Origin of the sequence: Klebsiella sp. 10982, assembly GCF_048589245.1 — a bacterium.
Classification (GTDB): Bacteria; Pseudomonadota; Gammaproteobacteria; order Enterobacterales; family Enterobacteriaceae; genus Klebsiella; species Klebsiella quasivariicola.
This window is the reverse complement of the sequence record NZ_JBMAXV010000086.1, coordinates 1-5753: the sequence shown is the minus strand read 5'-3', so window position 1 is coordinate 5753 and position 5753 is coordinate 1. Positions and strand designations below refer to the sequence as shown.

Annotated in this window: 7 protein-coding genes and 1 pseudogene; 3 read left to right on the top strand and 5 right to left on the bottom strand. The window is 58.1% G+C overall.

What is annotated here, in order from left to right:
* The 5 genes from merD to merT form a co-directional block, all read right to left on the bottom strand.
* Positions 1–275 (bottom strand): mercury resistance co-regulator MerD (gene merD, locus ACKLKD_RS27335; RefSeq protein ID WP_420053757.1); only part of this gene is annotated, 275 nt, incomplete at its 3' end.
* Between the two features lie 17 nt (positions 276–292).
* Complete coding sequence (gene merA, locus ACKLKD_RS27330) at positions 293–1975, bottom strand: mercury(II) reductase (protein WP_000281124.1); 1683 nt, start codon at positions 1973–1975, stop codon at positions 293–295.
* A gap of 38 nt (positions 1976–2013) precedes the next feature.
* Positions 2014–2421, bottom strand: a complete 408-nt coding sequence (gene merC, locus ACKLKD_RS27325) for an organomercurial transporter MerC (RefSeq protein WP_000523860.1) — start codon at positions 2419–2421, stop codon at positions 2014–2016.
* Positions 2422–2448: 27 nt separating this feature from the next.
* On the bottom strand, positions 2449–2730 hold the full coding sequence (gene merP, locus ACKLKD_RS27320; protein WP_000732277.1) for a mercury resistance system periplasmic binding protein MerP: 282 nt from the start codon (positions 2728–2730) through the stop codon (positions 2449–2451).
* A 15-nt stretch (positions 2731–2745) separates the two neighbouring features.
* Positions 2746–3111, bottom strand: a complete 366-nt coding sequence (gene merT, locus ACKLKD_RS27315; protein WP_032430780.1) for a mercuric ion transporter MerT — start codon at positions 3109–3111, stop codon at positions 2746–2748.
* A 71-nt stretch (positions 3112–3182) separates the two neighbouring features.
* Here merT and merR point away from each other — a divergent pair, with 71 nt between their 5' ends.
* The 3 genes and pseudogenes from merR to ACKLKD_RS27300 form a co-directional block, all read left to right on the top strand.
* Entirely contained in the window at positions 3183–3638 is a 456-nt protein-coding gene (merR, locus tag ACKLKD_RS27310; protein ID WP_001166628.1) for an Hg(II)-responsive transcriptional regulator, read from the top strand.
* A gap of 628 nt (positions 3639–4266) precedes the next feature.
* Positions 4267–4749 carry a hypothetical protein gene (locus ACKLKD_RS27305; protein ID WP_004196892.1) on the top strand — a complete coding sequence of 161 codons (483 nt, stop codon included), beginning with the start codon at positions 4267–4269 and terminating at the stop codon, positions 4747–4749.
* Positions 4750–5558: 809 nt separating this feature from the next.
* Positions 5559–5695 (top strand): annotated as a pseudogene (locus ACKLKD_RS27300) (helix-turn-helix domain-containing protein); the annotation flags it as partial.
* Positions 5696–5753: the final 58 nt, after the last annotated feature.

The following is a 5753-nucleotide window of genomic DNA, read 5'->3' as shown; positions in this document are numbered from 1 at the left end:
GCAAGCTGCAACAGTGCCGCAAGCTGCGCAGACGCACCGTCACCGTCCGCAGCATCCAGCGCCCGGCACAGCCGCGCCAGTGCGTCCAGGCCGATACCCGCTTCGAAGGCAGCCCGTACAAAGCGCAGCCGTTGCAACGCGGTGTCATCGAACAAGCCGTAGCCGCCCGTGGTGCACGCGACCGGCCGTAGCAATCCGCGCAGCAGGTAGTCGCGCACGATATGCACGCTCACCCCGGCATCAAGGGCCAGCCGGGACACTGTGTAGGCGCTCATTGAACACCTCCTTTTCCTCATCCGGCGCAGCACGAAAGCTGCTTCACGTCCTTGCTGAAGGTCTGCGCCGCGAGCTTCAGCCCTTCGACCATGGTCAGGTAGGGGAACAATTGGTCGGCCAGTTCCTGCACGGTCATACGGTTGCGAATGGCGAGCACCGCCGTCTGGATCAGTTCACCCGCTTCCGGGGCCACCGCTTGCACGCCGATGAGCCGTCCGCTACCTTCCTCGATGACCAGCTTGATGAAGCCGCGTGTGTCGAAGTTGGCAAGCGCACGCGGCACGTTGTCCAAGGTCAAGGTGCGACTGTCGGTCACGATCCCGTCGTGATGTGCTTCCGCCTCGCTGTAGCCCACGGTGGCGACCTGCGGGTCGGTGAACACCACGGCCGGCATTGCGGTCAGGTCCAGGGCCGCATCGCCGCCAGTCATGTTGATCGCAGCACGGGTGCCGGCCGCTGCCGCCACATAGACGAACTGAGGCTGGTCGGTGCAGTCGCCGGCGGCATAGATGTGTGGCGCGCTGGTGCGCATGCCTTTGTCGATGACGATAGCCCCCTGCGCGTTGACGGCGACACCCGCCGCTTCCAATGCCAGGCTGCGCGTGTTCGGTGCCCTGCCAGTGGCAACCAGCAGCTTGTCGGCGCGTATTTCACCGTGCCCGGTGGTCAGCACGAATTCGCCGCCAACATGGGCGACTTGGCTGGCTTGCGTGTGCTCCAGCACCTCGATGCCCTCGGCACGGAAAGCAGCTGTCACGGCCTCGCCGATGGCCGGGTCTTCCCGGAAGAACAAGGTGCTGCGCGCCAGGATGGTCACTTTACTGCCCAGCCGGGCAAAGGCTTGCGCCAGTTCCAGCGCCACCACCGACGAGCCGATCACGGCCAGGCGTTCGGGAATGGTGTCGCTGACCAGAGCCTCGGTCGAAGTCCAGAAGGGAGACTCTTTCAAGCCGGGAATCAAAGGCACGGCCGGGCTGGCACCCGTGGCGACCAGGCAGCGGTCGAACGCCACCACACGCTCGCCGCCATCGTTTAAACGGACAGCAAGGCGCTGGTCGTCCTTGAAACGCGCTTCACCATGCAGCACGGTGATGGCCGGGTTGCCGTCCAGGATGCCTTCGTACTTGGCGTGGCGCAGCTCATCGACGCGCGCCTGCTGCTGGGCCAGTAGTTTGCTGCGATCAATCGCAGGCACAGTCGCTGCGATCCCACTGTCGAATGGGCTTTCACGGCGCAAATGGGCGATATGGGCAGCACGGATCATGATCTTGGACGGCACGCAGCCGACATTGACGCAAGTGCCGCCGATGGTGCCGCGCTCGATCAGCGTGACCTTCGCGCCTTGCTCGACGGCCTTCAGCGCCGCCGCCATTGCGGCCCCGCCGCTGCCAATAACGGCGACGTGCAGTCCGTCCCCATCACCACCAGCCTTGTCGTCACCGCCCAGCCATCCCAGCGCCTTGCCAAGCAATCTGCCCCGCGCTGAAGTGGATGGGGCATCGGCGGGTGTGGCCTTGTAGCCGAGACCGGCCACAGCGGCAGTCAGCGCCTCTGGCGAGGTGCCGGGATCGGTGGCGAGTTGCGCGGAGCCGTTCGGGTAGGACACAAGCGCCGACAGCACGCCCGGCACTTTCTCCAGGGCTTCCTTGACATGTGTCGCGCACGAGTCGCAGGTCATTCCGGTGATATTCAAATACATTGCATCGTTCCTTTTCGTTTCGGCAACTGCCAATGCAGTTAGCCGTGTTTGGGTGGTAGTTCGCAGCGGCGGTTGGCCGGTGAGAGCAGATCCCAGATCGACACCCCGACCATCAAGGCCAGACCGACATAGAGGAGGTTCGCCGTCCACCAATTGCCAAAAAACAAGAGCATGGCCGCCAGCACGATGGCTGGGCCGACCATCCCGAGCAGGCTGCGGTGCCATTGCCGATGACTCAGCCAGCCCAGTGCATTCGCCAGCAAAGCCACGACTGCGAACAGCGGCAGCAGCTTGGAGATAAACAACCCTTCGTATTCCTGTAGAAAGCCTAGGCCGATGGCCGCGCCCAGGCTGGCGGTAGCCGGGAAACAGGCAGCGCATCCCATCGCGGAAACAACGCTGCCAAGCGCGCCCGCCTTGTCGGCAATGCGTGTCATCAGTCCCATGATCGCCCTAGGTTCGGGTTCAGTGGTTCACTGCTTGACGCTGGACGGATAGCCCGCGTCTCCGGTTGCCTTGGTTAGCTTCTGCACGCTGGTCTTGGCATCATCGAACGTGACAACCGCTTCGCGTGTCTCGAAGGTCACGTCAATTTTGCTGACGCCTTCGACCTTGGAAATCGCCTTCTTGACGGTGATCGGGCAGGCGGAGCAGGTCATGCCCGGTACGGACAGCGTGACGGTCTGGGTGGCGGCCCACACGGGGGCAACAACGGCAGCGAGGGCGAGGGCGAGGGCGGCAAACAGTTTTTTCATGATGAACTCCTGTGATTAATAGAAAAATAGCATGACGTAGGGAAATCCGAGCGCGACCAGGACCAGCGCGGCCACGATCCAGAAAATGAGCTTGTAAGTAGCCCGCACTTGGGGAATCGCGCAGACCTCACCCGGTTTGCAGGCTTGCGCCGGGCGGTAGATGCGCCGCCAGGCGAAAAACAGCGCGACCAGCGCTGCGCCGATGAAGATCGGGCGATAGGGTTCCAGCACCGTCAGGTTGCCGATCCATGCCCCGCTGAACCCCAAGGCGATCAAAACCAGCGGCCCCAGGCAGCAGGCCGACGCAAGAATGGCGGCCAGCCCACCGGCGAAGAGCGCGCCGCGCCCGTTTTGTGGTTCAGACTTTTGTGGTTCAGACATACGCTTGTCCTTTCAAATTTGGTTTGGATAGCTTAAGCTTACTTCCGTAGTTATGTACGGAGTCAAGCGATATGCAAATTAATTTTGAGAATCTGACCATTGGCGTTTTTGCCAAGGCGGCCGGGGTCAATGTGGAGACCATCCGGTTCTACCAGCGCAAGGGCCTGCTGCCGGAGCCAGACAAGCCCTATGGCAGCATTCGCCGCTATGGCGAGGCGGATGTAACACGAGTGCGGTTCGTGAAATCGGCCCAGCGGCTGGGCTTTAGCCTGGACGAAATCGCCGAGCTACTGCGGCTGGAGGATGGCACCCATTGCGAGGAAGCCAGCGGCCTGGCCGAGCACAAGCTCAAGGATGTGCGCGAGAAGATGGCCGACTTGGCACGCATGGAGGCCGTGCTGTCTGAACTGGTGTGCGCCTGCCATGCGCGGAAAGGGAACGTTTCCTGCCCGCTGATTGCGTCACTGCAAGACGGAACGAAGCTCGCTGCATCGGCGCGGGGGAGTCACGGGGTGACTACGCCTTAGCGTGCTTTATTTTCCGAATTCTGAGACGACCCCCTCTTCAGGCAGGCACAATTTTCCGGAATGCCCGGATTAATATGTGGTAATTATGATTTTCGGGCATCAAATGTAACGACAGAGTTACCTGACAGACAGGTATTCCCCTGACGGCCAAAGGCATCATCAATAACCGCAACCGTCGTCTCCGACACAGTCAAAACAGACGGAAAGGTGAGGACTGACATCCTTCCATACCGTGTCTACTGGATGCTCTGCCATGATCCGGGAACGGGTCAGTATTGGATGCACCAGTGTCGATACCGGGAATGTCTACTGCAGGCGACAACGATCTACATTTTGCATCGAGCGTTATTCTGGCTGCGTTGTGTCTACTGTATGCGATGCCCTCTGCTTCGTGATTAAAACTCAAACAATATTATCAGGACATACCGAGGTTCCTGTCTTTTGTGTCGACTACAGTAGACCAGCGGGAAAAGAGGGGGGAGGGGTTACCTCTATACCAGAACGCAAAAGTGATAATTCAAAAGAGACAGCCACATACACAAAATCAGATAGGTTTTCCAGATTGTTGTGTAATCTGTAACCTAAGGCTAATGTATGTGTACATTAGCATTAGCTGGGGAAAAGATACGTGAGAGCTGAAACGCAAGAAGCTATGCGGATGTTTTTGGGGGGACGTTGCTACACGGCTAAACAGCTCGAAAAGGACTATCTCTCTGAAGTGGCAGGTTACAGCGACGACCGCTGGGAAGCGCCGCAAAGAGCTGCCCGGCTGGCGGCAGCGGTAAAACGCTACAAAACCTCCGAGATGCTGCGTTTTATTTTTGCCACCATCGCGTATGATCCCGACCCGGATCTGACCCCGCTTGCCGTGAAGCGGCTGTGTCAGGCCTTGTTCGGCAGAACCGGTAGCCAGTGGCTTATTGTGGAAATTTTCGGGGTGAAGGGACGGCAGCACCGCAGCGTTGACAGTACGCCGGAGGCCGTTGAAAAAATGGCAACCAGGTATCGTCATGCAGCAGAGCTGCACTGGGCTGCAACTCTGGCGGAAATTGAACGGGTAAAGCGCAACTATCAGACCCTGGTTAAGGCACCCGGGAAGAGAGAAGGGTGAATACCATAAACTTAAAGCTAATGTACGCGTACATTAACTTTAAGATAAAGTGGATCTACAACCTATTTTTCTGTATCACAACGGCTTCCAGACTTGTCGATTTGCACGGTAATTCCGGCCGGAAGCGACAGGGGATACCCGGACATTTCGGCTGGAAAAACCGATCGCATTTGGCAAAAAGCGCATCGGCATTGAAGACGTGGCCGCGACCATTGAGGGATGCAATGAAGTATTTCATGCAGGACTTTCGGCAGGCATCCTGGACCTGAACATATCAGTAATGCTGTCTTTTCTCATCTTTGACTCACGCCTGAATGAAATTATTCATCATCACCGGCATGGGCTGCAGTGCTGGTATGCACTTTATAGCAGTCCACCCGGCGGGACAATTCATGAAAGCTGGTGGGAGCGGACCATCACACTCAAAACGTAAGACAACATGCCTTATAGTCCTGCAAAGCCTTTGCCCCGGAGCGCCACGCTCTGCGTGGGTCGCGACTGTGCACATTTTCGGCATATTCTTTTTTTCTTTTTTTTTATTTTTTCTCTTTTTTTCGTCCGCGCGGCGGGGGCCGGGCCGGGCACGTTGAAGGTCAAGACCCTCAAGGGTATGTTGTCTTACGTCTGCTCTTTTGCTACCTGGGACGCTTGCCGGCGATCAGAATCAGGAGAATAGCCATCGTTCGTGAGGAAGCTTATTTGTTCAGTCATCTCGCACACAGTTGTCATATCCCCGGCGCACCACCTCTGGCCCGTGCGCATATCCTGCCTGATTGAACGGGGCTTTATGAAACAGTTTCGGGAGGAGGGGAAAGCGGTTTGGACGGCCTCCAGTTCTGAATGAAGAACTGAAACTACGGTGATTAGACAGATTAATGCCGGGATCAGCATCTACGTCATCGCTCGGGAATTCAATACAACCAGGCAAACCATACTCAGGGTTTAGGCGGACGGCGATGACCCTGAGTTCTCAGCTGGACGGTCTGATATGTGCAAAAAGCGGC

Bases quoted from the DNA above. Each gene is read 5' to 3' on its own strand.
- merA (WP_000281124.1), bottom strand. From the start codon at position 1,975: ATGTATTTGAATATCACCGGAATGACCTGCGACTCGTGCGCGACACAT.
- merC (WP_000523860.1), bottom strand. From the start codon at position 2,421: ATGGGACTGATGACACGCATTGCCGACAAGGCGGGCGCGCTTGGCAGC.
- merP (WP_000732277.1), bottom strand. From the start codon at position 2,730: ATGAAAAAACTGTTTGCCGCCCTCGCCCTCGCCCTCGCTGCCGTTGTT.
- merT (WP_032430780.1), bottom strand. From the start codon at position 3,111: ATGTCTGAACCACAAAAGTCTGAACCACAAAACGGGCGCGGCGCGCTC.
- merR (WP_001166628.1), top strand. From the start codon at position 3,183: ATGCAAATTAATTTTGAGAATCTGACCATTGGCGTTTTTGCCAAGGCG.